Source organism: Paraburkholderia sp. OAS925, from assembly GCF_040543975.1.
Classification (GTDB): Bacteria; Pseudomonadota; Gammaproteobacteria; order Burkholderiales; family Burkholderiaceae; genus Paraburkholderia; species Paraburkholderia graminis.
Window position 1 is genome coordinate 548,982 of sequence record NZ_JBEUNO010000002.1, and the last position, 25,814, is coordinate 574,795.

Annotated in this window: 22 protein-coding genes and 1 pseudogene; 13 read left to right on the forward strand and 10 right to left on the reverse strand. The window is 63.1% G+C overall.

Going from position 1 to position 25,814, the window contains the following annotated elements; all coding sequences use genetic code 11:
• Window positions 1–102 precede the first annotated feature (102 nt).
• Genes ABIE53_RS21235 through ABIE53_RS21245 form a run of 3 tightly spaced genes read left to right on the forward strand, consistent with a single transcriptional unit; the run spans window position 103 to window position 5,449 of the window.
• Window positions 103–912 (forward strand): response regulator transcription factor, encoded by an 810-nt coding sequence (locus tag ABIE53_RS21235; protein WP_192699663.1) that lies wholly within the window; start codon window positions 103–105, stop codon window positions 910–912.
• Between the two features lie 7 nt (window positions 913–919).
• Window positions 920–3,193, forward strand: a complete 2,274-nt coding sequence (locus ABIE53_RS21240; RefSeq protein WP_310075648.1) for a sensor histidine kinase — start codon at window positions 920–922, stop codon at window positions 3,191–3,193.
• 60 nt (window positions 3,194–3,253) lie between these two features.
• Window positions 3,254–5,449 carry a TonB-dependent siderophore receptor gene (locus ABIE53_RS21245; RefSeq protein ID WP_502922745.1) on the forward strand — a complete coding sequence of 732 codons (2,196 nt, stop codon included), beginning with the start codon at window positions 3,254–3,256 and terminating at the stop codon, window positions 5,447–5,449.
• Window positions 5,450–5,498: 49 nt separating this feature from the next.
• Here ABIE53_RS21245 and ABIE53_RS21250 read toward each other — a convergent pair whose 3' ends face one another.
• Window positions 5,499–6,488 carry a zinc-dependent alcohol dehydrogenase family protein gene (locus ABIE53_RS21250; protein WP_029966906.1) on the reverse strand — a complete coding sequence of 330 codons (990 nt, stop codon included), beginning with the start codon at window positions 6,486–6,488 and terminating at the stop codon, window positions 5,499–5,501.
• Window positions 6,489–6,590: 102 nt separating this feature from the next.
• Here ABIE53_RS21250 and ABIE53_RS21255 point away from each other — a divergent pair, with 102 nt between their 5' ends.
• The gene (locus tag ABIE53_RS21255) at window positions 6,591–7,484 is read left to right on the forward strand and encodes a LysR family transcriptional regulator (RefSeq protein WP_192699660.1); all 894 of its coding nucleotides are present in this window, start codon (window positions 6,591–6,593) and stop codon (window positions 7,482–7,484) included.
• Between the two features lie 26 nt (window positions 7,485–7,510).
• On the opposite strand, the pseudogene ABIE53_RS21260 reads toward ABIE53_RS21255, so the two are convergent.
• From ABIE53_RS21260 to ABIE53_RS21290, 7 genes and pseudogenes are all read right to left on the reverse strand, one after another.
• Window positions 7,511–8,510 (reverse strand): annotated as a pseudogene (locus ABIE53_RS21260) (ABC transporter substrate-binding protein).
• A gap of 82 nt (window positions 8,511–8,592) precedes the next feature.
• On the reverse strand, window positions 8,593–9,501 hold the full coding sequence (locus ABIE53_RS21265; RefSeq protein ID WP_192699659.1) for an SMP-30/gluconolactonase/LRE family protein: 909 nt from the start codon (window positions 9,499–9,501) through the stop codon (window positions 8,593–8,595).
• A 63-nt stretch (window positions 9,502–9,564) separates the two neighbouring features.
• Window positions 9,565–10,551: an ABC transporter permease gene (locus ABIE53_RS21270; RefSeq protein WP_053859927.1), complete on the reverse strand. Its 987-nt coding sequence runs from the start codon at window positions 10,549–10,551 to the stop codon at window positions 9,565–9,567.
• Complete coding sequence (locus ABIE53_RS21275; RefSeq protein WP_006049697.1) at window positions 10,548–11,483, reverse strand: ABC transporter permease; 936 nt, start codon at window positions 11,481–11,483, stop codon at window positions 10,548–10,550. The genes ABIE53_RS21270 and ABIE53_RS21275 overlap by 4 nt, the downstream gene beginning before the upstream one ends.
• Window positions 11,480–12,961 (reverse strand): sugar ABC transporter ATP-binding protein, encoded by a 1,482-nt coding sequence (locus tag ABIE53_RS21280; RefSeq protein ID WP_192699658.1) that lies wholly within the window; start codon window positions 12,959–12,961, stop codon window positions 11,480–11,482. The genes ABIE53_RS21275 and ABIE53_RS21280 overlap by 4 nt, the downstream gene beginning before the upstream one ends.
• A gap of 32 nt (window positions 12,962–12,993) precedes the next feature.
• Window positions 12,994–14,028: a substrate-binding domain-containing protein gene (locus ABIE53_RS21285; RefSeq protein ID WP_006049699.1), complete on the reverse strand. Its 1,035-nt coding sequence runs from the start codon at window positions 14,026–14,028 to the stop codon at window positions 12,994–12,996.
• 290 nt (window positions 14,029–14,318) lie between these two features.
• On the reverse strand, window positions 14,319–15,245 hold the full coding sequence (locus tag ABIE53_RS21290) for a sterol desaturase family protein (RefSeq protein ID WP_107707137.1): 927 nt from the start codon (window positions 15,243–15,245) through the stop codon (window positions 14,319–14,321).
• Window positions 15,246–15,544: 299 nt separating this feature from the next.
• Between ABIE53_RS21290 and ABIE53_RS21295 the strand changes: the two genes are divergently transcribed.
• From ABIE53_RS21295 to ABIE53_RS21315, 5 genes are all read left to right on the forward strand, one after another.
• Complete coding sequence (locus ABIE53_RS21295; protein WP_192699657.1) at window positions 15,545–16,582, forward strand: hypothetical protein; 1,038 nt, start codon at window positions 15,545–15,547, stop codon at window positions 16,580–16,582.
• Window positions 16,583–16,649: 67 nt separating this feature from the next.
• Window positions 16,650–16,940 (forward strand): EF-hand domain-containing protein, encoded by a 291-nt coding sequence (locus tag ABIE53_RS21300; RefSeq protein WP_029966918.1) that lies wholly within the window; start codon window positions 16,650–16,652, stop codon window positions 16,938–16,940.
• Window positions 16,941–16,966: 26 nt separating this feature from the next.
• Complete coding sequence (locus ABIE53_RS21305; protein WP_029966919.1) at window positions 16,967–17,680, forward strand: response regulator; 714 nt, start codon at window positions 16,967–16,969, stop codon at window positions 17,678–17,680.
• A complete protein-coding gene (locus ABIE53_RS21310) occupies window positions 17,677–19,041 on the forward strand; it encodes an ATP-binding protein (RefSeq protein WP_192699656.1) in 1,365 nt (454 codons plus the stop codon). The genes ABIE53_RS21305 and ABIE53_RS21310 overlap by 4 nt, the downstream gene beginning before the upstream one ends.
• Window positions 19,042–19,214: 173 nt before the next feature.
• Window positions 19,215–19,979 carry a DUF4410 domain-containing protein gene (locus ABIE53_RS21315; protein ID WP_192699655.1) on the forward strand — a complete coding sequence of 255 codons (765 nt, stop codon included), beginning with the start codon at window positions 19,215–19,217 and terminating at the stop codon, window positions 19,977–19,979.
• A gap of 10 nt (window positions 19,980–19,989) precedes the next feature.
• On the opposite strand, the gene ABIE53_RS21320 is transcribed toward ABIE53_RS21315, so the two are convergent.
• Entirely contained in the window at window positions 19,990–21,372 is a 1,383-nt protein-coding gene (locus ABIE53_RS21320) for a dihydrolipoyl dehydrogenase (protein WP_192699654.1), read from the reverse strand.
• Between the two features lie 41 nt (window positions 21,373–21,413).
• The gene (locus ABIE53_RS21325) at window positions 21,414–21,950 is read right to left on the reverse strand and encodes a carboxymuconolactone decarboxylase family protein (protein ID WP_006049707.1); all 537 of its coding nucleotides are present in this window, start codon (window positions 21,948–21,950) and stop codon (window positions 21,414–21,416) included.
• Between the two features lie 130 nt (window positions 21,951–22,080).
• On the opposite strand from ABIE53_RS21325, the gene ABIE53_RS21330 reads away from it, so the two are divergent.
• The 4 genes from ABIE53_RS21330 (at window position 22,081) to pqqD (ending at window position 25,789) form a co-directional block, all read left to right on the forward strand.
• Window positions 22,081–23,064 (forward strand): cupin domain-containing protein, encoded by a 984-nt coding sequence (locus ABIE53_RS21330; protein WP_310075443.1) that lies wholly within the window; start codon window positions 22,081–22,083, stop codon window positions 23,062–23,064.
• A gap of 115 nt (window positions 23,065–23,179) precedes the next feature.
• Window positions 23,180–25,153, forward strand: a complete 1,974-nt coding sequence (locus ABIE53_RS21335; protein ID WP_114157736.1) for a sigma-54-dependent Fis family transcriptional regulator — start codon at window positions 23,180–23,182, stop codon at window positions 25,151–25,153.
• 196 nt (window positions 25,154–25,349) lie between these two features.
• Window positions 25,350–25,424, forward strand: coding sequence for a pyrroloquinoline quinone precursor peptide PqqA (pqqA, locus tag ABIE53_RS21340; RefSeq protein ID WP_013341955.1), 75 nt, complete (start codon window positions 25,350–25,352; stop codon window positions 25,422–25,424).
• An 83-nt stretch (window positions 25,425–25,507) separates the two neighbouring features.
• Window positions 25,508–25,789 carry a pyrroloquinoline quinone biosynthesis peptide chaperone PqqD gene (gene pqqD / locus ABIE53_RS21345; protein ID WP_192699653.1) on the forward strand — a complete coding sequence of 94 codons (282 nt, stop codon included), beginning with the start codon at window positions 25,508–25,510 and terminating at the stop codon, window positions 25,787–25,789.
• Window positions 25,790–25,814 lie beyond the last annotated feature (25 nt).

The following is a 25,814-nucleotide window of genomic DNA, read 5'->3' on the forward strand; positions in this document are numbered from 1 at the left end:
GCTCGCTCGGCCTATTGATGGAGAGCCATCAACGCCGAACGGCGTATCCCGTCGCCGATAAACCTCCGAGAACGTCACCCGCAAGGTGTGTCCGCTTACACGATGCCGCTTCTCAACACCGCCCTGGCAGGCGCTCATCTTCTCGTTGTCGACGATCAGCCCGACCAGTTGCGATTGTTAATTGATCTTCTGCGCAATGCCGGATGCCGGATCAGCGTTGGATTTGACGGATCGCAGGCCTATCAGCGGGCACTCGCCATTTCGCCCGATCTGATCCTGATGGATGTGCGGATGCCGCGCATGGACGGATTCGCTGCTTGCCGGCTTCTCGCTGCGGACCCCCGCACGTGTGGGATTCCCGTCATCTTTCTTACTGCGGCGAGCGATCTCAACGAACGTATCAATGGCCTGGAGATTGGTGGCGTCGACTATGTACTGAAGCCATTCGATGCGGCGGAAGTGCTTGCACGCGTTCGCGTGCACCTCATCCGTGCAAAAAGTACTCAGCGTGATGAACAGGATGTGTCCGCGGCCGACACTACGGGCAATGGCGTACTCGTTCGCGCCGCCATTCAGCACTTGTCCCAAAGATTGAACGACCCGCCAACCGTCGAGCAGCTCGCGCGCCTCGTGGGAACAAATGAAAAGCGACTGTCGCGCGCGTTTCGGGAGAACCTTGGGCAAACGGTATTTGAGTACCTTCGCGAAGAACGCTTGCGGATTGCGCAAACGCTATTGAGCAGTACGCCGTTGAGTATCGCGAGCATCGCCGAGGAAATTGGTTTTTCCAGTGCTGCCAATTTCGCCACGGCATTTCGCGAGCGATTCCATGTGACTCCATCGACGTATCGCGACGAGCGCCGCGGCAACGCAGAGGCTAGCCAGAACGAGCCTGCCGTCGATGCGGATTAATTCCATCATGCCGGGAGCCATCTGGCAGCGCATCGTGTTCTTGTGTTTTATCTGCTGGAGCACTCATTTATTCGCTTCAACGTCCAACACTACCAGCGCTAACGAGTCGCCACTGCCCGCTCTTGGCCAGATACAGGTCTTTGAAGATGTCTCGGGCACGATGACGCTCGCCGATATCAATGCCCTTTACGCAGAAAGTCCACTCAGCTTCGCCACTGCACAGCAGAAGAGATTAAAGCCGGGTTTCACACACTCGGCCTGGTGGCTGCGCGTCGAGTTGAGCAATCATGCCGCAACAAACCTCGCACTAGTTCTCGCGCTTCTCGACGCGCGTCTAGAGCATGTCGACTTCTATGCGAGCCGTACCGATGCGGTGTCCCAGCCTGTTTCATCACGCTACCCGCTGATGGAATTCACGCTCGCGCCCGGCGAACGCTTGCCGGTTTTCATCCGCGTAGCAAGCGATACCGCGCTTACGCTCGAACCGGCGCTGTATTCGTCGGCGGCATTCGATGCATTGGAAAAGTGCGCCGCGCTCTGGAATGGCGGATTGATCGGCGGAACTCTCGCACTCGCATGGTGTGCGCTGCTTATCGCCTATTTTTCGCGCAGCGGCCCGTTTCTCGTGTTGGCGGCTCTCTGCTTGATGACAGCGCTATTCGAAGCTGCGGAGCGCGGGTACACGAGAGTCTATCTATGGCCGCAGGCGACCGAGTGGAGTTCGAGAAGCGTCACGGTATTCGGATGCACTGCGGTACTGCTATTCATCGCTTTCATCTTGCGCATTGCACGCGACGAGAAAGCGCGTCTGCCCTGGCGCTACGTGCTGTATGTATTCGCGTCGCTCGAATGCATTGGAGCGGCGGGCGCCGCATTCGGCAATCTGTTCGTCTTCGCGCAAGTCGGCCTGTACGTCAACGCAGTATTCGGTTTCGTCACAGTGGGGATGGCTGCAAGTCTCGCCCGTCAGTCGACGCCCACCGCGCGGATCATGTTGCTCACCGTGATCTTCTCGCTGCTCAATTCTGCGTTGCGCGTGCTCGAAACATTGGGATCGTTGCCGCCGGCTCTCGCATGGTTAAAGTCGGATATTCATCCGAACCCGGCGGTCGCGATCATTGGATTAGCGACGCATCTAATCGTGCTTGCCGCATGGGTCAATCACGTCGGCAAACAACGAAGGGCGGCGAGAACCGAACTCGCGGACTGGCAGAGAACCGAACACGACCGCCTGCGCGAGCAAGTCGCGCGACGCACACTGGAATTGAACGAAGCACTGCGTTACGCGGAAGAGAAGAACCGGCAAAAGATCGAAACGCTCGGCTATGTCAGCCACGATCTCCGCGCGCCATTGGCGACCATTTCCAGTTACGCCAGCCTTCTTCTGAATAGAGCCGATTCGAAGCAAGCCACGCTGATACAGGCTATCGAGCGCAGTGTGAACTATCAACTGGCCTTGATCGACGAGCTAATTGGATACGCGAAAGCAGAGTTGCAACCACTGGATATCGCACCGACCGCGACCGACCTGCCCGCACTTCTCGACGACATCGCCGAATACGCGGTCGCGCTCTGTGCGCAACTGAATAACCAGTTCCACTATCAGGCGTTGACATCGCTACCGCGTCAATTGACGATAGACGGTCGCCGATTACAGCAGGTACTGCTGAATCTATTGTCCAATGCGTCGAAGTTCACACACGACGGCACCGTCATGATGACAGTGCGGGCGCGCCGCCATGAACAGCATTGGCACATGGGCTTTGAAGTCGCGGATACGGGCATTGGCATCGCCATCGAAGAACAGTCGAAACTGTTTACCGCCTTTAGACAGATACAGTCGGTGAACGGCAGTACCGGACTCGGCCTTTTCATCGCCCAGCGTATTGTCAACACAATGGGCGGTGAGTTGCGCGTTTCGAGCGCGCTGCAGCAAGGCACTTCGTTTTCATTCGAGCTCATTGTTCCTTTTGCAAAAGATCTCGATGCTTCGCAGTTGAGCGTCGTACCGTACACCTCCATCGGCTCAGCGCCTGCTCGTCCGCAGCCTAAGCGGTGGCTTGCCTCGGCTATTCCCCCGCGCAGCGATCGCCGCGATCTGGCAGTACTTGCAAAAGACGGGCGCCTCACCGACATCGAGCAATGGATTGAAACCATGCTCGCGATTCATCCCTCGTGTACCGCGTTTCTGACCGAAGTTCGCCGTTGCGTCGAGGCATTGGACTTTCCGGGCGCCGAAGCGCTTGCACTCGCGCCACACGAAACAGAGAACATCTCGTGAAAGTGCGCAAATGGCCAGGCCCCGCAGGCCGCCAACACTAAACAGGAGCAGTACCGAATGATGTGGGCTATGCGCACCGGACGACGCACGATCATGGTCGCGGTGAAGGGTATCGTTCTCGCAGCGACTGTCGGCCATGCGCACGCACAGCCGACGCAACCCGTCGACGACGCGAACGTGACGGACGCCATGCCTCTCAACGCGTTGCCGGCGATCACCGTGAAGGATGTGCGAGAGGAATCGTCGGTCGGACTCGTCGGCAAGCGCACAACGACGGGTACAAAAACCGATACGCCAATCAACGAGATTCCTCAAACCGTCAACATCGTCACCGCGCAGCAGATGGAGATGACCGGCGCGACCGACATCAATCAGGCGCTGTGCTACGTACCTGGTTTTTCATCGTTCGGATCGGACGGCCGCACCGACTGGTATGCGGCATTGCGCGGCTTTACGCCGACGCTATTCGTCGATGGGTTGCAAACGCCAAATACCGCAACACTCGCGAACTGGCGTGTCGATCCTTATATGATCGAGAGCCTCACCGTGCTACGCGGGCCGACGTCGGTGCTATATGGCGCCGGCGACCCCGGCGCTATCGTCGATGCACAGACGCGGCAGGCTGACGGCGAGCGCATCCGCGAAATCGGCGTGCAGATCGGCAACTATGCACGCAAGCAGACGATGATCGACGTCGGCGATACGCTCGACGCCGACGGCAAGTACGCGTATCGCTTTCTCGGCGTTGCACGCGACGGCAATGCGCTGACCGGCCCGAACGCGGACCAGCGCGTCGCGCTTGCACCATCGTTTCGCTGGCGGCCAGACTCGAAGACATCGCTCACAGTCACTGCAACCTACCTGCAAGATCGCGGCGATATTTCATATAACTTCCTGCCCGCGCAAGGCACGGTACTGCCGAACCCGAACGGCCCGTTGTCTCAGGACATTTATATGGGCGATCCGGCATTCAACCACTATCAGAAGAAGCAGGAATCGCTCGGCTATCAGTTCTCGCACGAGTTCGATCCGATCTGGACGTTGCGCCAGAACGTGCGCTGGATGCACTTGTCGGGTGACGATGGATCTGTCTTCGGCAACGGTCTCGCGCCTCACAGCACGACCACCATGACGCGTTATGCAGGCTTGTTCCAGATGAACTACAGCCGCCTGGACGTCGACAACAATGCGCAAGCGCGCTTCGCGACAGGACCGCTTGAGCACACGCTGCTACTCGGCTTCCAGTACAACAGGCAGACGACGACCGAAAGCGTGTGGCTCGCACTCGCACCCTATCTCAATCTCTACAAGCCGGCCTATACGCCGGTCACGACCGCGATCTTTTCGGGTCCGACGTCGCTCGGCCATACCGATGCGCACACAACGGTGAGTACATTGGCCACCTATGCGCAGGATCAGATCAAGGCCCGCCGATGGACACTGACGCTCGGCGGCCGCGAAGACTGGGTCGATATGCGCCAGGACGACCGCGCGAACGACTCGCAGATCAAACAGAATGTCAGCGCCTTTTCGGGTCGCGTCGGGCTCACCTATGAGGGCGACTATGGACTGTCGCCCTACGCAAGTTATTCGACATCGTTTAATCCGGTCATTGGCGTGAGGATGAACGGCGGTGGCTTGCCCAAGCCGACGCGCGGCCGGCAGATCGAGGCGGGTCTGCGCTGGCGACCCGCGGCCAAGAACGTGACGTTAAGCGCAGCCGTCTATCAGATCAATCAAACCAACGTCGTCACGCCGGCGCCGATCAATCTCGATCCGACCGGCACTTCGTTCATGCAGACCGGCGAGGTCCGTTCGCGTGGCATCGAGTTGAACGCCGTCGGACAGATAACGCGGGAACTGTCGGTGATTGCGTCGTATGTCTATCAGGACGTGAAGAACATCAAAGCCAACGATGCGTCGTTAAACAAGTGGCCCGTGGACGTTCCACGTCCACGGCAAATGGCGTCGCTATGGACGGACTGGACATGGCATACGGGCGCGCTCGCGGGTTTCGGCATCGGCGCCGGAGTCCGTTATCAAAGCGCGCTGGCGGGCGCACCGGACAACTCGCTGACGATTGCAAGCTATACGCTTTACGACGCCGCATTGCACTACGACACTCGCGACTGGCGGCTCGCATTGAATGTGGCGAACGTATTCGACCGCCGCTATGTGAGCGGTTGCCAGTCGTATGCAGTGTGCGTGTTCGGCAACGAGCGGACCGTGCTGGCCAGTGCGAAATACAACTGGTGATGGCGATGTGAGCGATTGCAGGCTCCGAACGCTATGCCCGCAAACGTCCTCACACCGTGACAACAATCTTCCCGAACTGCTGGTTCGACTCGAGATAACGATGAGCGTCGACGATCTGCTCGAGCGGGAAGACCTTGTCGATCACCGGCTTCAGCACGCCCGACGAAAGGCCATCGAGAACGAAGCGCTTTGCCCTTTCCAGACGCGCCGGATCGCTCACGATCAGCTTGTACTGGTAGCCATACACGGTCAGCATCTTGCCGAGGATCGCGAACAGCGGGAACGGCGTCGGTTCTGGACTCAGCGCGCCATAAGCGAACACGATGCCACGCTCGCACAGCGCATCGGCCACTTTCTCGAACTCCGGCCCGAGCACCGGATCGAACGCGACGCGCGCGCCCGCGCCGCCGGTGATCTCGTTGACGCGCGCGACCAGATCTTCCTGCTGCGTGACGATCACGTGGTCGGCGCCCGCTTCCAGCAGCGCGTTTTTCTTCGCGTCGGTGCGGGTCGTCGCAATCGCAATGGCGCCCACGCTCTTTGCCACCTGAATCGCCGCAAGCCCCACGCTGCTCGACGACGCCGTGATGATGACCGCCTCGCCTGGGCGCAGTTGCGCGATGTCGACCAGTGCGCCCCACGCCGTTACATACTGCATCCACACCGCCGCGGCCTCGGTGAATCCTAGCGACGGCGGATTCTTCACCGCATGCGCCGCCGGAAAATTGCCGGTGTCGCCATACGCGCCCCAACGCGTGATCGACATGGGCGGAATGATGGCGACCGCGTCGCCGACGGCGACATTGGTCACGGACGAACCGACGGCGCTGACGACGCCGGACGCTTCATAACCGAGCCGCGCGGGAAACACCGGCGACTCCACATAGAAGCCGGAGCGGAACATGGATTCCGCTCTGTTCACGCCCAGCGCACGAATCTGCAACTGGATCTCGTCCGCGGCGGGCGGCGGCACTTCGACGTTATCGATCCGCAGCACTTCGGGACCGCCATTTTCATGAAAACGTACGACACGCGGCATGTTCGCTCTCCAACGAGTAAATGACGAACTCACTATAATTTGAGCCGGCCGCACGATAAATGGCGCGTTCGCTCTGACTATCGAACCTAACTGTTTCTAATCATGGATCGTCTCACCAGCATGGCGGTCTTCGTCAAAGCGGCGGAAACGGGCTCATTCGCCGCGGCCGGCACGGCGCTCGGCATGACATCGCAGGCCGTCGGCAAGCATGTGCGGCTGCTCGAGGAGCGCTATCGCATGCAGCTCATCAATCGTACGACGCGCCGCCAAAGCCTCACCGAAGCCGGGCGCGCGTTTTACGAGCGCAGCAAGTCCGTGCTCGCCGAGATGGAAGCGGCGGAGGCGCTGGCCGCGAACCTGCAGGCCGCGCCGCGCGGCAAGCTGCGCATCAATGCACCGGTGAGCTTCGGCGCGCACAGCCTCGTGCCGACGCTCGCGCAATACATGCGGCAACATCCCGAAGTCAGTGTTGACCTGACGCTGAGCGACCGGCTGATCGACGTAATCGACGAAGGCTATGACGCGGTCGTGCGCATCGCGCCGATCGCCGATTCGAGGCTGATTGCGCGGCCGATCGGTCCTTATCGACTGACGATCTGCGCGTCGCCCGCGTATCTGGCTGAGCGCGGCACGCCTCTACGCCCTGAAGATCTGACGCAGCATGAGTGCCCCGGATTCTCTTACTGGGGCCGCGGGCCGTTACGTGAATGGCACCTGGTCGGGCCCGACGGCCGGCATGTGGTGCCGGTCAGCAGCCGCTTCTCGATCAACAACGGCCAGGCGCTGCGCAATGCCGCGGTCGAAGGCGCGGGCATCATCCTGCAACCATGCGACATGCTGCGCGACGATCTCGCTGCGGGGCGCCTCGTGCGCGTGCTGCCGGACTACGAACCGCCGCCGCTGCCGATCCATCTGCTGTTCGCACCCGACCGCCGGCCCACGCCAAAGCTGCGCAGCTTTATCGATTTCGTCGTGGCGCGCTTCGGCGAGGGATAGATCGGTCGACGCAAGTAGCGGCCGCCCTATTTCTTTCCGTCGATGACCGCCACCACTTCCTCGCGCGTGTACTCCTTGTTCGCGAGCGCGCCGGGCGGCGTCTTCGCCAGCACCGCGTCGAGTTCGTCGGGCTTCACTTCGAGCACCGGCATGCGAATGTCGTGCGGCACCTTCTTGCCCGCGAGAATCTGCTGCGTCACCCAGAATGCGAACGACGACGCGCCGGGCGGAATGGTCACCGACATCGTTTCGTAGCCGCTCTTTTTCTGATCGGCCCACCACGCAAGTTCTTCCTGGCGGTTGCCAAGAATGATGATCGGCGTCGGCCGTCCGGCCGCCTTGATCGCCTGCGCCGCGCCGAAGCCGTCGCCGCCTTGCGTGAGCACGCCGTCGATCTTGGGCAACGTCGGCAACACACCCGCAACCTGCTTTTGCGCGACCGTCTGCGTCCAGTCGCCATGCACCGAACCGACCACCTTCAGGCCCGGATACTTCTTCAGTTCGTCGACCATGCCCTGATGAATCTCGTCGTCGACCGAGACACCCGCGAGCCGCGCGAATCTCCAGCAGGTTGCCCTTGCCGTTCAGACGCTTCGCCAGATAGTCGACCTGCATGCGGCCCATGCCCTGAAAATCGACGGCGATGCGATAGGCGCACGGCTCGGTCGCGATGCCGTCGAACGAGACGACGGTCACCCCCGCGCCGCACGCCTGCTTGATGACGCCGTTGAGCGCCGTGGGCGACACGGAATCGACCGCGATCGCCTTGAAGCCCTGGAGTATCAGGTTCTGGATCTGCTGGACTTGCTCGGTCGCCTGGCTTTCCGCCGTGGTGAAACTCGGCGCGGCCGCGACGATCTTCTGCTTGACCGCCGGGTCCGCGATGTTGGACCAGCTCTTGAGCATCTGCTGACGCCAGCTATTGCCCGCGTAGTTATTCGACAGCGCGATTTTCATCGACGAGGTATCGCCCGTCGCCACCTGCGCCGATGCGCCCGCGGATGCAGCCACGCATATCGCGGCCATGCACAGCGAGAGAGCCAGTTTTTTTATCTGCACGTCTTGTCTCCTGTCGAGGTATTCGATCTGTTGGAAGTATTCAGGCGCTTCAGCGGCCCGCGCCGCGCACGCCCACATGAAGCGAATAGATGGAAGCCGTCGCCGCGATGAACAGGCAATTGCGGTTCAGTCCGCCGAAGGTCAGATTCGCTACGACTTCGGGTATCAGGATCTTGCCGAGCAGCGCGCCATTGGGCGCGTAGCAATGCACGCCGTCTTCGGCGCTGGTCCAGACGTTGCCGTGCTCGTCGATGCGCATGCCGTCCGGCACGCCACTTTGCATCTCCGCAAAAACACGCCCGTTGCGCAGACCGCCTTCGCTCGTCACGTCGAATACGCAGATATGGCGCGGCGCGTTGTCGTCGTGCGAAGCAGCGGAATCGGCGATATAAAGTTTGCTCTCGTCCGGCGAGAACGCGAGACCGTTCGGCTTCGCGAACTCGTCGCAGACCAGTTCCACCTGCGCGCTGCCGGCGCCGATGCGATAGACGTTACAACGACCAATTTCGCTGTCGGCGCGATAACCTTCGTAGTCGCTCAGAATGCCGTAGTCGGGATCGGTGAACCAGATGTCACCTTTGGAATCCACGACCACATCGTTCGGAGAATTGAGGCGCTTGCCTTCGAAGTGCGACGCCAGCACGGTCACGCTGCCGTCGTGTTCGGTGCGCGTCACGCGTCGCGTGCCGTGCTCGCAGGTCACGAGCCGTCCCTCGCGGTCGCGCGTGTTGCCATTGCTGTAATTGGACGGCGCGCGATAAACGCCTACGCCCATCCCCGGCGCCCAACGCATCATCCGGTTGTTCGGTATGTCGCTCCAGATAAGCAGGTCTGCCGCCGGGAAATAGACCGGACCTTCGGCCCACAGGCATTCGTTCGTGAGACGCGTCAGAAAGGCGTTGGGCTGAAGCAGCAGCCTGAAACGCGGGTCATGTACTTCGAAGTCGGTGCTTTTCATGTCTCCTTGCCCTTCTCTATTTGCTATTACTGCGGGCTTCAATTGCAACGCTTATTGCAAAGCCTATCGCAGCACTTTTCCGCCCGCCGCCACTGTCACCGAAATGATCAACACGCCATACACGATGGAGCGCACGCCCGCATCCGCGCCCACCGCATTGAGCGCCGCGTTCGTGAGAAAGAGGAACATGGACGCGCCCCATACGCCGACGATCGTCGCCTTGCCGCCCGTCACCAGCGTGCCGCCGATCACGACCACGGCAATCGAAATCAGCATGTACTCCACGCCCATGTCGAGCGACGCGCCGCCGGATATGGCCGCGAGCAGCAACGCGGTGAGCGACGCGATCATCGACGACAGCACATAAGCGAAGCACCGTGTGCGATGCACGTTGACGCCCGCGAGCCATGCGGCCCGCGCGTTCTGGCCGATAGCGGAAAGCCTGCGGCCATACACGGCGCGATGCAGCAGCACCGCGAGCGCAATCGACAACGCGAGCGCGAGCAGCGCGATATACGGAATCTGCAAAACGCGGCCCGTCGCGAAAGCGCCGAGCGCGGGCGGTGGCGGCGGCAACTGGCGGCCTTGCGTAATCGCAATCGACTGAATGATGAAGCTCGACGACAGCGTCGCGATGATCGGCGGGATGCGCAAAAGGCGAATCAGCATGTAGTTTGCGACGCCGACAACGACGCCCACGCCCAGCACCGCGGCTACGCCCAACGCGATGTATCCGTTCGAGCTGCGCATCACATGCATGCCGATCACGCCGGCAAGCGCGATGGTCGACGGCACCGACAGGTCGATGTTGCCGACGCCCGATGTGATGACGAGCATCTGCCCGAGACCGACGAGCACCATGAAGACGCCATAGGTCAGCGCCGTCTGCGCGACATTGCTTGCAATGCCGAAGCCGAACACGCCGACAATGCCGAACCACACCAGCACCGTGCCGACGAACGACCAGGCCCACGGCGCCTGAATACTTTTGAGCCGCGCCCAGGCGCTGTCCTGAGAAGCGATCGGCTCGCTGGAAATTTGCGTTTTCACCGGCGTTCTCCGCGTTGCAGCAGCACGCGCAACGACAACACGACGATCAGAATCGCTCCCTGCATGCCGACCTGCCAATCCGCCGAGATGTTGAGGAAAGCGAGGAACGACGCGGCAAGCGTCAGCGTGATCGCACCGAGCACCGCGCCGACTACCGACACGCGGCCGCCGATGAATTCACCGCCGCCGAGTATCACCGCCGCAATCGACAGCAACGTATAGCGCAGCGCGAGATTGGCGTCGGCGGAAGTCGTCAGGCCGAGCAGCGACAACCCCGACAGCACGCCGAACACGCCCGCGACGCCGTAGAGCGTCGCCTTGCTGCGCACGAGCGACCAGCCGAAGCGGCGCATCGCGCGCGGATTGCCGCCCGCGCCGCGAACCCGCACGCCCGCCGACGAGCGCATCAGCAGCAGGTGTCCGACGATCGCGATCAGCACCGACCACACGATCGGCGCGGCGATGAGCGGCGTCTGGTAGCCCATTGCCGTGCCGAGCCACTCGGGACTCGTGCCGCCAGGCGACGGCAGCAGCACGATGGCGAGCCCGCTCCATACGAACGAAAGACCAAGCGTTACGACGATGGACGGAATCTGCCGCAACTCGATCAGCGCGCCGACGGCCGCATACGCGAGCACGCAACCGGCTAAAGCCAGCGCGCCGAGCCACGGTTGCTTCACCAGCAGCGTTGCACCGATGCACGCGACAAGACTCACGAACGGGCCAATCGACAGATCGAGATCGTTGACGGTGATGATCGCGAGCTGCGCGAGCGTCGCGAGCACGATCGGCACGGCGAGATTCAGCAGCAGGCTGGAGCCGAAGTAGCTCATCACGGTCGGCTGCATGATGGCGATCGGCACCAGCACCGCCACCAGCGAAATGGCGGGAAGCATCGCGCGCAAACGCGCCTGCGTATTAGCGAATGTCATGCTGCCTGATCCTCGAAGCTCGCCGCGAGCAGCGCCTCTTCCGTGCATTCGTCGGCGTGAAGCACGCGCGTAACGGCGGCGGAGCGGAACACGTAAGTGCGATCGCAGTGCGAGAGTTCTTCGTTTTCCGTCGTGTACCAGATGAAGGTGCGGCCTTTCGCGGCTTCTTCGTGTACGAGTTGATAGATGTCGCGCTTGGTGCCGACATCGACGCCGCGCGTGGGATCGTCCATCAGAATGAGTTCGGCGTCGCAGGCAAGCGCGCGCGCGAACAGAACCTTCTGCTGATTGCCGCCCGAGAGCGAAAGAATGCCCGCGTTCATCGACGCGCCGCGTATGCCGATCTTCGCGCGCCATGCTTCGACGAGTTCGCGCGCCGCGGCGGAATCGACGAGACCGCGCTTGCGTTTTGCGCCGCCGAGCAGCCAGCGCAGATCGAGATTCTGCGCGATCGACCAGACGGGAAATACGCCGTCACGTCCGCGATCGCCCGCAACGAATGCGACCTTCGTGCGGGCCGCGCCGTGACGTGTCGCGGCATCGTAGATGGATAGCAGCGCTTCGGTCTGACCTTGTCCCGCGAGTCCCGCGAAGCCGACGATCTCGCCGCGCGACGCTTCGATTACGGTGTGCTTCTTCACACCGACATTCCAGCGAAAATGCGCTTCATCGCGCGCATTAGGCGCGCGCGCCGCGGCCGGCGACTTGTCGGCTTCGAGATGCTGGCCCATCGCCTGAATGATCGACGCGCGGCTCGACTGCGCGCGCGGCAGCACGCCGACGATGCCGCCGTCGCGCATCACCATCACGCGGTCCGCCACGCGCTCTATTTCGCCGAGCATGTGCGTGATGAGCAGACACGTAATACCGCGCTCGGCAGCCGCGCGCCGCACGAAGGCGAGCAACTGCTCGGCGGTATGAGCGTCGAGCGAGGAAGTCGGCTCGTCGAGAATCACGAGACGCACGGGCGTATCAGTGACCGTGAAAGCGCGCGCGATCTCCACCATCTGCTGCTGCGTGAGCGTGAGATCGGAGACGAGTTCGCCGCCCTTCAGGCCGTGGTCAGGAAAGATTTCATCGAGCCTCTCGCGCATCAGCGCGGTGGCCTTGCGTCGCCAGCCGCGTCCATGCAAATGCGGATGCACGACGGTCATGTTCTCGGCCACGGTCAGATTCGCGCACAACGAGAGTTCCTGAAACACGCAGCGCACGCCCGCATTTCTGGCGGCATTCGCGTCGTAGTGCGGCGCGTCGTGGCCGTCTACTTCGATGCGACCTTGCGTCGGCGCGTACACGCCTGCGAGCACCGACATCAGCGTCGATTTGCCCGCGCCGTTGTGGCCGGCAATGCCGACACATTCACCGGGCAGGAACGCGAAGTCGATGTCCGTGAGTGCGCGGACCCGCCCGAACGTCTTGCCGATGCCTTCGAAGCGGATCAGCGCGCGGCTGTCCTCCTGGCTGGATGTTGCGCCCATTCACCTGTCTCCGTGGGTGGCGTCTTCTGCGCTTACTTCTTGTCGAGCAAGGCCACGGTTTGCGGCAACGTATAGGTCACGTCGGCGATGCCGCCAGGCGGAATCGCGGCGAGCTTCGCGGGCAACTCCTGTTGCGAGATGGCGAGCAGCGGCACGTTGATCGTCACTTCCTTCGGGATCTTCTTGCCAGCGAGCACTTGCTGCGCGACCCAGAATGCAAAGCTCACCGCGCCCGGCGGATTGGACAGCGAGCGCGACTGATAGCCGGCCTTCGTCTGTTCGCTCCACCATTGAAGCTCGGGATACGTGCTGCCGATAATCATCGGAGGCGCGGGCCGGTTGGCCGCCTTGAACGCCTGCGCGATGCCGAACGACATCTCGCCCTCGGTCGCGACGCCGTCCACTTGCGGCAGCGTCGGAAGAATGCCCGCGACGGCTTTCTGCGCGACGGACTGCGTCCAGTCGCCGTTGACCGATCCGACGAGCTTCATGCCCGGATGCTTCTTGAGCCCTTCGAGCACGCCTTCGTGCATGAGGTTATCGACCGAAATACCGGCCACGCCGCGCACTTCGAGAATGTTGCCCTTGCCGTTGAGCCGCGTCGCCAGATAGTCGACGCCCTGCTCGGCCCAGCCCTTGAAATCGAAGTTCACGCGATACGCGCAAGGCTCGTCGACGACGCCGTCGAACGAAACGACAACGACGCCTGCCGCGCACGCCTTCTTGATCGTGCCGTTGAGCGCAGTGGGCGACACGGCGTCGATCACGATCGCGTTATAGCCCTGCAAGATGAGGTTCTGGATTTGCTGCGCCTGCTCTGTCACCTGGTTTTCGGCGGTGGTGAAGGCCGGCGCGGCGGCGACTTTCTTGTCGGCGACCGCCTGCTGCGAGACGGCGTTCCAGCTTTTGAGCATCGACTGCCGCCACGCGTTGCCCGCGAAGCTGTTCGACAGCGCGATCTTTTTCTGCGACGTATCGCCGGTTGCGACCTGCGCCTGCGCGGCGCCTCCCAACACGCACGCAACCACGGCCGCGGCGATCTTGACCTGCATTCCTTTACGGAACATCTTGTCGTCTCCTTTCATTCTGCTTGTCGGAGGCGCGACTCGACTTTGTCTACAGCACGCCTCTTGCGAACACGGCCGCTTGTGCGCGGCCGCTATACATTTCGGACAGTCTGCTTCGAACCCGTTCTGCGGTCAGGCCAATCACGGTGGCCAGGCCACCGGATCGCCGAGGCAGTATAACGACTGCGTTCGGCGCGTGCAATTCGATTTCCGTTACCGGTAACGGAATTGGCCGTCGGTATAAATGGCCACGTGGGGAAACGGCACATCGGGCCGTAGGACACCATTGCTCATCGTCCCTGTGTCGTACTCGCCGGAACCGTACGCGCTGCGGCCAGACTCTGCCGACGCAGTGCTTCTGTCGTTTCGCCGGCGCCGTCAGCGCGCCAGCCGGGCGGCAGAATCACGTAGCAAATCGCGGCCCAGACGCTGCCCGCCGACGCGACATCGCGTGCAAGACTCACCCAGTGCTCGAATTCGACGACGAGCGGATTGCGTGAGCGCGTCGGTGTCGTGAGACCGTAGCGGCACGGTTCATCGGCGCGTTCTTCGACATAGGTGCCGAACAGCCGATCGAATATGACGAGCACGCCGCCAAAGTTTGCATCGAGATAATCGACGTTCGATGCGTGATGCACGCGATGCGCCGACGGCGTATTGAACACGTATTCGAGCCAGCCGAGTTTCGGCGTCCAGGTGTTATGCAGCCAGAACTGATAGAGCAGATTGAAGCTCAGCGTCGCGAGCACGATTTCGGGGCGTACGCCGAGCCAGACGAGCGGCGTGAAGAAGATCGCCGAGCCGGTCAGTTTGCCGGTCAAGCCGAGGCGATAGGCGGACGAAAGCGTCAATTGGTTCGGTGAGTGGTGAACCGCGTGCGTCGCCCAGAAAAAGCGGATGCGGTGCGACGCGCGGTGATACCAGTAGTAGCAGAACTCCTGTCCGATAAAGAGCACGAACAGCATCAGCGCGCTGTTGAGCGTGACGGTAAAGAGGCGGTGATCCCAGGCAAGGGCGAATATCGGCGTCGCGAGCGAAAGCGGCAGCAGCGCGAGCAGCTTGCGGCCGGCCACATCGGCGAGCGAAATCCATACTTCATACCAGTCGAAGGGCGAGGCGCTGTTTCGCTGTGTGCGGGTGAGCACGCATGCCTCGATCAGCGAGACGCCAATGATGAACACGGTAACGAAAAGCGCGATTTTTCCAGTAGTCGACATGATGGGCAGATAACGGTTGAGGTGGGACGCGTCGTCTGCGGGCAAAGCCGCTATCGCGTCGGGTGAAGCTAATGTAGTGGGCTGCCCGGCCGAAGACCACGCGTAAACCATGTCGCCAGATGTCACGAAATCGCGGCCGCGACGGCGAATCGGGCCGTGCGGCCCGGCTGCCGGCGGCCCGCCGCGGGGGTGTAACACCGCGACATCTTTTACCGGGCGATTATTTCGCGAGGTCCTCTTATAGTTCGTTCCGCTGCCACGCCGCAGTGCGTGACTAACCGAACCGGGAAGGACACCTCATGAAACTCCGTTACCTCGCCGCAGCCAGCGCTGCCATGCTCATCGCGATCAGCACCATCAGCACGCCCGCCTTCGCCGGATGGTCGGGTCATGGCACCGCCTACACGCCCCACGGCACTTACAACGGCGCGCACTACGGTTCCTGCACAGGCGGCAGTTGCACGCACGCCGGCGGCGTCGAGAATCCTTATGGCGGCATCGCCACCAACACCGGCACGGTCAACCGCACCGCACCCGGCCAGTTCTCGAATTCGGGCACGGCGACGGGCCCCAACGGACGTCAGGTGCAGCACTCGGGCGACACGAGCTGCGCAGGCGGCACATGCGACCACACCGGCGCGCTGAACGGCTCGGACGGTCACAGCGCCACGACTTCGGGCAGCGTGACACGCAACGCGCCGGGTCAGTATTCGTCGTCGGGCACGGTTACCGGCGCGAACGGCAATACGACCAGTCACACGGCATCGACGGACTGCGCCGGTTCAACCTGCAATCGTTCGGGGACGGTTACGGGCTCCGATGGCGGAACCGTCAACCATTCAGGCAGCGCGACACGCGTGGCGCCCGGCGTGGTGACGACAGGCAGCGGCACGACGGTCGTGCACGGCGGCACGGTGACCACAGGCGGCACGGTTACGACTGTCGGCGCGACGGTTGCCGTGGGCAGCGTACCGGTTGTCGTGGCGCCTCCGCCGGTCGTGGTGGCGCCGCCGCCGGTCGTGGTCGCGCCTGCGCCTGTGGTGGTCGCGCCTTCGCCCGCTTATGTGCCCCCGCCGCCGGTCGCCTACGTGCCGCCGCCTGCACCGAAGACTGTCTACGTCGCGCCGCCCGCACCCAAGGTCGTCTACGTTGCGCCCCCGCCGCCGAAGGTCGTCTACGTTGCGCCGCCCCCGCCGCACGTCGTATTCATCGCGCCGCAGGCCCACACGCTGTATGTCGCGCCGCGTCCTGTGTATGTCGCGCCCGCGCCGCATCCCGCGGTGCTGGTGCCGGGCCACTGGGTCGGGCGCTTCTGGGTGCCGGCGCACTGGGCATAACAGCAAACGTGAGATCAATGAATCCACCCCGCCGGCCACGAGCGTCGGCGAAACCACGGAGTAGATGATGAAAAAGATGATCGCAGTGCTTCTCTTGTGTATTGTTTCTGCAGTGGCTTCGGCTCAAAGCGCACTGCCACCCGCGGATGCCCCGCGCGGCGAGCGTGCGATGCAGCAATTGCAGGCCCGCTTCGCCCGAGCGAACACGACGGGCGACGGCAAGCTGACGCGCGAGCAGGCGACAGCCGGCATGCCGATGGTCGCGAAACACTTCGACGAAATCGACACGCAGCACGCCGGTTATGTCACGCTGCCGCAAATCGAGGCGCTCATGCAGCAGAAAGCAATGGCACGCTGAAAGGCAACGAGGCTGGGAGACGCGTCATGGATCAGGCGAACAGGATCATCGTGCTGGACGACGAAGCCGAGTTGCGCAACATGCTGCAACGGTTTCTGACCGGGCACGGGTTCCATGTGCGCGTCGTCGCCGACGGCAAGCAGCTCGACCGCTACCTGCAGCGCGAACCGTACGACCTGCTCGTGCTCGACCTGATGATGGAACCGGAAGACGGGCTGACGATATGCCGGCGGCTGCGCGCCGAAGGACAGACGCTGCCCATCCTCATGCTGACCGCGAAAGGCGATCCCGTCGACCGCGTCGTCGGCCTCGAAACCGGTGCCGACGACTACCTCGCGAAACCGTTTCTCCCCGATGAACTGGTCGCGCGAATCCGCGCTCTGCTGCGTCGCCAGAAAATGGCCGCGGGCGTACCGACCGTGACTTCACAAACGCTGCGCTTCGGCGAATACCAGTTCGACGTCGGCAAGCAAACGCTGCTGCATCGTGGCGAGCCGGTCGACGTGCACTCCGCGCAGATGTTGCTGCTGCACGCGCTCGGGTCGTCGCCGAACCGGCCGGTGAGCCGCGAGAATCTGCTGGCGCGGGCGCGCGGCCGCGACCACGACGCGCTCGACCGCAGCATCGACGTGCAGATTTTGCGGCTGCGTCAGATCGTCGAAGACGATCCGTCGAAACCGCGCTTCATCAAGACCGTGTGGGGTGTCGGCTATATGCTCGTTGCAGGCATCGACTCGTGAGCATCGCAACGCGTTCAAAGCGGCGCAGCAGATGGCTGCCGCGTTCGCTGCTGACGCGCAATATCGTTCTGCTGGTAGCACTCGTTGCACTGACGCAGGCGTGCTCGTTCGCGGTGCTGCTGCATTTCGTGCAGCGTCCGCGCATCGACCGCGCCGCGATCATCTTCGCCGATTACGTCAAGACGCTCGACGGCGTGCTCGCCGCGATGCCGCCCGACCAGGGCCGCGCCGCGGCCGCGCGCCTCGGTGCGCAGACAGCGGCGCCCGAACCCGATGGCGTCAAAGCGCAGCGCAGCCTGCCGCGCCTGTTCGGCACATGGCAACGCGATGTCTTCCTTCGCGCGCTGCAGCATCATCTACCGCCGGACATGCCGGTGCGCTGGCAAACTGGCAACGGCGGCGACGGCGAGCGGCTCTGGATTCGCGTGCACGTCGCCGGCGCGCCAAGCTGGATCGCGCTGCCGATGACCGAAGATGCGCAGGCGAGCGGCATCACCACGACGCTGATACTTTCCGTGGGCCTCGCGTTACTGGCCGCGTTGACGGGCTATCTGATCCAGTTGCACATCAACCGGCCGCTGAAGGACCTCGCGCGCGCCGCGCGGCACGTGAGCGCGGGCGAAGCGCCCGTCGTTCTGCCAACCGACGGTCCGACGGAAATCGCCCAGGTGAGCGGCGCGTTCAATCAGATGACCGAGGCGTTGCAGCAGGCCGAAGCAACGCGCGCGCTGATGCTCGCGGGCGTATCGCACGACATCCGCACGCCGCTCACCAAGCTGCGTCTCGCGATGGCGATGGCGATTCCGCGCGGCGCCGACGACACCTTCGTCGCATCGGCGGAAAGCTATCTCGACCACATCGACACGATTCTCCAGCAGTTCATGGACTACGCCGGCAGCGGCGAACGCGAGCCGCCGCGGCAGGGCGATCTCAACGCGCTCATCGGTCAGCTCGCCGCGGATTTTGCGGGGCTCGGACACGAGTTCGAACTGTCGCTCGGCGAAGTCCCCGAGTTCGCGTACCGGCCCGTGAGCCTCATGCGGCTTTTGATGAATCTGATGCACAACGCGATTGCGTATGGACGCACAGGTCTTGCCGTGCGCACATGGACCGAAGGCGATGCTGCGTGTGTCGCCGTCTGCGATCGCGGCAGCGGAATCGACGCCGCAGAAATGGAAAAACTCAAGACGCCGTTCAGCCGCGGTACGAACGCACGGACGCATTCGGGCGGCACAGGTCTCGGGCTTGCGATCGTCGAGCGCATCGCGCGTCTGCATGGCGGCTCGCTGCAGTTTCGTGCGCGTGAAGGCGGCGGTCTCGAGGCGCTCGTCACGTTGCCGCTGAACCGGCATTCTTCATAAGCAAGGCGGGCCTACTCCGGCCCCGCGCGAACGATCCTGGCGAACGGTCCTGGCGACATCGCGCGACACAATTGCTGAATGGTGTGCGGAGCCGCTTCCTCCCATACTCACGTCTACGTGCTGCGGCACACCTCCCGACATTACCGGCGCCACGGTGCCACGACAGGATCGATATGCATACCTCACTCAAATCATTCGTTGGCAACGCTAAACGTGTAGCAGGCTCCGCACTCGTCGCAGGGGCGCTGCTTCTGACCGGCTGCGCTTCGGGCATCGCCGCCACGACGCAGACGAGCGCCGTCCCGCATGTTCGCGCCGACGTCATCTACGTGTATTCGTTCGGCGCCACGCCCGACCAGGTGAAATCGGACAGCGGCGGCATCGCGCAGAAACTCGGAGCGGCGATGACGGGCGAATCGTCGGAGCAAAAGCAGCTTCAGACCGCGAGCGATACTCGTGAACAGGTCGCCGACGAAATCGTGCGCGAACTGCAAACGCTCGGACTGCGCGCGGTCCGCGTCGACGGTCCTGCACCGATGAACGAAAACGCGCTCGTCGTCGAAGGCAACTTCCAGACGATCGACGAAGGCAAGCGCCGCCGTCGCGTGCTGATCGGGCTTGGCGCCGGCAAGAGCGAAGTGAGCGCGTCGATCCAGATCATGTACAAGCCCGCCGCAGGCACGCCGATCGAACTGCAAAGCTTTTCCGCCAACGCCGATAGCGGCCACATGCCCGGCATCGCGGAAACCGCTGGCGTCGGCGCCGCTGCTGCGCATGTTGCAACCGCAGCAGCGACAGGCACGGCGCTGCATGGCGCGTCCGAGGCGAAACAGGGCGGCATGAGCGGCGACGCGAAAAAGCTCGGCGATTCGATCGCGAAGCAGATTGCGGCGGTAAGCACGGCCAACGGATGGATGTCGGCCACACATATCGACTAACGCCAGTCTCCTACAACCGCGCCGCCGCATCCCGCAACGCCGTCCTCAACCCTTCCTCGACGACCGGATGATAGAAAGGCATCCCGAGCATATCGTCGACCGTCGCCTGCATTTGCAAGCTCCACGCGAGCAGATGACCGATGTGTTCCGCGGCCGGGCCGAACCATTCCGCGCCGACGAAGCGCCGCGTCGCGCGATCGATGTACACCCTCGCCCGTCCGTGATTCTTCAGCATGACGCGGCTGCGCCCCTGGTCTTCGAAGCTCACTTCGCCCGCGACGAAGCTATCCGGCGCGAGATCGCGATGCCGTGCCCCGACCATCGCGATCTGCGGATCGGAGAAAACGATGGCGAGCGGCGCGCGCCTCACCAGCGGCACGACATCGGGATAAAGCGCGGCATTGCGTCCGGCGGCACGGCCTTCGTCGGCGGCTTCGTGCAGGAGCGGCAGAATCCCGTTCGCGTCGCCGGCAATGAAGACCGGATGGGCGCCCACTTGCAGCGTGTCGCGGTCGAAGCGCGGCACGCCGTGCGCATCCAGTTCGAGCGATGTGTTTTCGAGGCCGAGTTGCGCAACGTTCGGGCGTCGGCCGGTCGATGCGAGCACGTACTCATACGTGTCCTCGACATAGCTTCCGTCGGCGCGCGCATAGCGAATCCGCACGCCGCCCTCGACTGCCGTCGCGGCTTCGAGCGTACCCTGCGGCTCGAAGTGGAACGCTGCGGCAAACGTCGCGCGCGCTTCCGCCACGATCACGGGGTCCGTCAGCGGACCCACGCCGCCGCGCGCGCCAAACACGCTCACCTTCACACCGAGGCGAGCCAGCGCCTGACCGAGTTCCAGACCGATCACGCCCGGGCCCACCACGGCCACGCTGCGCGGCAGCGTCTGCCATGCAAACACATCGTCGTTCACGATGACGCGCTCGCCGACGCCACGAAGAATCTCGGGGACGACAGGCGTCGAACCCGTCGCGATCACCACGCTCGCCGCATGCACGAGCGTATCGCTGCCGACCTGCAACAGCCGGTCGTCGATGAAGCGCACGTGGCCGATCAGCCGGTCCGCTTCCGGCAACGCGTGGACGCCGTCCACGACGAAGCCGACAAAGCGGTCACGCTCGCTGCGCACGCGCTGCATGACCGCCTCGCCGTCTATCCGCACTCCATCGACACGAACGCCAAACGGTTCCGCGTGGCTCGCGGCGTGCGCGGCTTCCGCCGCCGCGATCAGCAGCTTCGACGGCATGCACCCCACTCGCGCACACGTCGTGCCGTATTCACCGCCTTCGATGATCACGGCCTTGCGGCCTTCGGCTTTCGCGCCGCGGTAAGCCGACAGCCCGGCCGTGCCTGCGCCGATTACGGCGACGTCTGTATGAATGGTGCGCATGACAGTCTCTCCTGTCGAAACTTGAGTGCCGCAGTTGCGGGTTACTTGACTGCGGGGAAGTCGATCGTCGTGTCGTTCACGCGATTCACGAGATTCGTGAACGTAATCGACGCGATGGCCAGGTTGATTTCGATGATCTGGCGGTCCGTGTAACCGGCCGCGCGCACTGCATCGAGTGCGGCCTCGGGCACCGTGCCGCGCGTACCGACCAGCGTTTGCACAAACGTCACCAGCGCGTCGCGCTTCGCGTCGCCGGTTGCAACGCCGGCACGCACCTGCTTCATGTCGTCGCTCGACAGACCGGCCAGCTTGCCCTTCAACGTATGCGCGGCCACACAGTAGTCACAGCCCACGTGCTCGCTGACGGCCAGCTTGATGACTTCGATGTCCGCCTTGCCGAGCGTGCCGGCATCCACGGCTGCATCGAATGCGAGCGCCGCGCTGAGCGCTTCGGGGCTGTGCGTGCCGATGGTCGCGTAGGCGTTGGGCACCTTGCCGACGGCCTTCTTGATCTTCGCGAACACTTCGGCGGCTGCGCCAGTTGCTTCTTCGGGGCGAATGGTGGTCAGACGGGACATGATTGACTCCTTCCTTCAGGTTGGCGGTTGAAACTGCTTAGCCATGTCGTATGGCATGGGAGTCAGTGTAGGGATGCGCGGCGAGTTCTTTAATGCCATACTTTCGCAACTTCATGCTCAAACGTCTCATATGGAACTGCTCGACCGATTGCTCTCGCTGATGCCGGTGACCGGACGGCTCGATGTGCGCTGCCACTTCGGCTCGCCGTGGCGCCTCGACCATCCCCAATCGAACGAGTGGGAGTTTCCGTATCACGTGCTGTTGCGCGGCGAGGCTGTCATCGAAAGCGCTGCGGGAACGAAAGGCGAACCGGCGCTGCGCATGAAAGCCGGCGACATCGTGCTGTTTCCGTCGGGCAGCGCTCATACGTTGCACGACGGCAGCGGCAGTCCGCCGCGACCGGCGCGCGAGCAGCAGAAGGACGGATTGACCATCGTCACGAACGGCAAAGTACGCGAAGGCGCCGATGTGCTGTGCGGGCGCTTCGTGCTGCCGGCCGTGCCGCAGCAACTGATGCGCGATCATCTGCCGGGCCGTTTGCTGGTGAGCAGCGTGAACGCGGACACCGGCGACGGAGCGGCGCGCGACGCTGCGTTCGCCGCAAGCCGGCTCGCGCGAGTCATCGAATTAATGCGTGAGGAAGCGTTCGAGCAGCAGCCGGGCAGCGCGACGGTCGTGAATCAGCTTTCGGGCGCTTTGTTTGCGCTGACCCTGCGCTGCGCGTCCACTACCGACGAAGCGCCGCGCGGCCTGCTTGCGCTTGCGCAGCGTCAGCGCCTGCAACCGGCTCTCGCGGCCATGTTCGACGAACCGGGGAAGCCGTGGACGCTGCCGACGCTCGCCGAACTCTGTCACATGTCGCGTGCTACGTTCGCACGTCACTTCGACGAAGCGATCGGCCGTTCGGCGAGCGACGTGCTCACGGACATCCGCATGGCGATCGCCGGACGCAAGCTGGCGCAAACGGGCATGTCTGTCGCCGAGATCGGTGAGGCGGTGGGGTATCAATCGGAAGCCGCATTTCAGCGCGTTTTCAAACGGCAGGTCGGCATGACGCCAGCGAAGTGGCGTGCGCGTTCGTCGCGAAACGAGGTCGGAGAAGCAAGTCTGTAAAGCAGGTCTGTAAAGCAAGCGAATCCGCATATCGCAAGCGCCTGGCGCAGTATTTGCATTCTGTCGCACCTGCACGACCCCGGCAGAACGACCGGGGCCCGACCAGGAGGAGACAATGCGCGATGACATGTATCACGCCGCAACCCCAATCGCCACGCGCGAGGCTTGCTGGCTTACGCCGTCGATTCAGAAGTCCCATGAACGCTCGGAGGTATTCGGTCTGAGCGAGTCCATGCGCCCCGATTACGACGTGCTGCCCGCCGGCGAACTCGCGATGAAGCTCGAGCAGAACCGCATCCTCTGCGCGCACGCCACGCCGGTGATGGAAACGCTGCATGAGCAGATTGTGAACACTCAGAGCATGATCGTGCTGACCGACGCCGAAGGTCTGATCCTTCATTCCATCGGCGACGACGACTTTTTGCGGCGCGCCGAGAAAGTCGCGCTGCGGCCGGGCGCGAACTGGGCGGAGAGCCGGCAAGGCACGAATGCAATCGGCACGGCGCTGGCTGAACGCAGTGCGACTGTCGTGCACGGCGAGCAGCACTATCTCGCCGCGAACCGGTTTCTGACCTGTTCGAGCGTGCCGATTCTCGATCCGTATGGCGATCTCATCGGCGTGCTCGACGTCACGGGCGATCATCGCAGCTATCACCAGCACACCATGGCGCTTGCGAAAATGTCCGTGCAGATGATCGAGAATCATCTGTTCGCCAACACGTTCCGTGAGACCTTGCAGATCGCCTTTCATGGCCGCCCCGAGTTCCTCGGCACGTTGATGGAAGGCATCGCCGCGTTCACCTGCGACGGCCGCTTTCTGTCCGCGAATCGCAGCGCGCAATTCCAGCTCGGGCTGCCGCTTGCAGGGTTGCGCGCGCATACGCTGTCGTCGCTGTTCGGGCTCACGAGCGCGCAGTTGATCGACCGTCTGCGCATGCATCGCGACCGGCATCTGTCGCTGAACCTGAGCAACGGCGCGGTGGTCTGCGCCAATGTGCAATTCCGCCGCACGACGCTCGCCGACGAGCCCGCTCGCTTTCATACGTCGAACGAAGCGGCGGCGGGCAAGCGCAACGAGCCATGCGCGCCGCCCGCGAATCCGCTATCGACGCTGAGCCAGCTCGACACCGGCGATCCGCGGATCGCGGCGGTCATCACGAAGGTGCGCAAGGTGATCGGCAAGAACATTCCGATCCTGATCACCGGCGAGACGGGCACCGGCAAGGAACTGCTCGCGCAGGCCATCCACAACGATTCGCCCCGGCGCGCGGCGCCTTTCGTCGCGGTGAACTGCGCGTCGATCCCCGAAACGTTGATCGAGTCGGAACTGTTCGGCTATGAAGAAGGCGCGTTCACCGGCGCGCGCCGCAAAGGCGCCGTCGGCAAACTGCTGCAAGCCAACGGCGGCACGCTTTTTCTCGATGAAATCGGCGACATGCCGTACCCGTTGCAAGTGCGCCTGTTGCGCGTGCTGCAGGAGCGTCTCGTGAACCCGCTCGGCTCCGCCAAGTCGATTCCCGTCGATGTCGCGATCATTTGCGCAACGCATCGCGATCTGCGCGAAATGATCGCGCAGAGCCGCTTTCGCGAGGATTTGTACTACCGGCTCAATGGACTGGTCGTCAAATTGCCGCCGCTGCGCGAACGCACCGATTTGTCGGCGGTGATCAAGAAGATGCTCGATTGCGCGTCGGCCGAGAACGCCGGCGACCAGCCGCTCAGCATCGCCGGCGACGTGATGACGCTCTTCGAGCAATGCGCGTGGCCCGGCAACTTTCGCCAGCTCGGCAATCTGCTGCGCACCGCGGCCGTGATGGTGGATGCCGACGGCGAAATTCGCCGCGAGCATCTGCCGGACGACTTCTTCGACGATCTGCGCGCCGCGCGGCCATCGTCCACGCATGCAGCGGATGCGTTGCCGCTGCCCAGCGGGCGGCTGCATGACGTCGCCGCGAGCGTGATCGCGAATGCGCTCGCGCAGCATGGCGGCAACGTGTCGGCGGCGGCTCGCACGCTCGGCATCTCGCGCAATACGATCTATCGCAAGCTGCCGGCGCACGGCGCGAACAATAGCGAAGACGCCGCGTGAATCGCGCGCATTGCACTGCTCTGTTGTGCAACACGAGTGTGCCGGAATTGAACAGCGCTCGGGCATCGGCGGCTTGCTCGCGCTTTACGTGGGCTGCAAGCACACATGGATAAGTTCGGCATGGACCTTGCGTTTGAGCACGGGACCGCTTCACCGATGCGGTTTTTAATCAAACGTCCTATCCAAGGAGACAGCCATGCAGTGGACTACCCCCGCCTACACCGATCTGCGTTTCGGTTTCGAAGTCACGATGTATATCGCCACACGCTGAAGCAAGCATGAAGCGCCGCCCGCGCGTCACCGAACGTGTCGCGCGCGGCGGCCTGCCACAACGGACAAAAAGGCGTGCCTCGTATGACCGCTCAGAATATTGAACGCTGCATCGGTCCGAGGCCGAATTTGCGCGCGCACTTTCGCCTGCAACGGGAAGTCGCCGAAGACGGCTATGTGCTGCTCTCGCCGCAAGGCGTCATCAGATTGAATCCGAGCGCAGGCGAAATTTTGAGCCGCTGCGACGGCAAGCGCGAACTCGATGACATCATCGGCGAGCTCGAGGCTATGTTCAACGCGTCGGACCTCGCCACGGACGTTTACCGTTTCATCGAACATGCGCGGCAGCGCGGCTGGGTGGAGTGATTTGCGGTTGCGTGCCGAATGGCGT